1 pseudogene is annotated in these 318 nt (G+C 63.2%); it reads left to right on the top strand.

The features are described 5' to 3' along the window. A pseudogene (locus R0J92_RS22200) lies at positions 1-318 on the top strand (error-prone DNA polymerase); the annotation flags it as partial.

Here is a 318-nt window from a genome sequence, read left to right as displayed (position 1 = left end):
CTGGTGCCGCCCGGATTCACGCCGGGCGCCTATCTGCGACAGGAGACGTACATCGGCGCACAGCGGCGCTTTCCGTCGGGCATTCCGCATCACGTGCAGGAGCAGATTGAGCACGAGCTTGAACTGATTGGCGACCTGCAGTACGAGCCGTATTTTCTGACGGTCTACGACCTGGTCCGCTTCGCGCGCAGTCAGCACATCCTGTGTCAGGGGCGAGGGTCGGCGGCCAATTCCGCAGTGTGCTACTGCCTCGGTGTCACGGAGGTGGACCCCGCACGCGGCAACATGCTGTTCGAGCGCTTCATTTCGAAGGAGCGC

Source organism: Tritonibacter sp. SIMBA_163 (assembly GCF_046535935.1).
Taxonomy (GTDB): domain Bacteria; phylum Pseudomonadota; class Alphaproteobacteria; order Rhodobacterales; family Rhodobacteraceae; genus Epibacterium; species Epibacterium scottomollicae.
The sequence above is the reverse complement of the archived record's forward strand: the minus strand, read 5'-3'. Positions and strand labels throughout refer to the sequence as shown.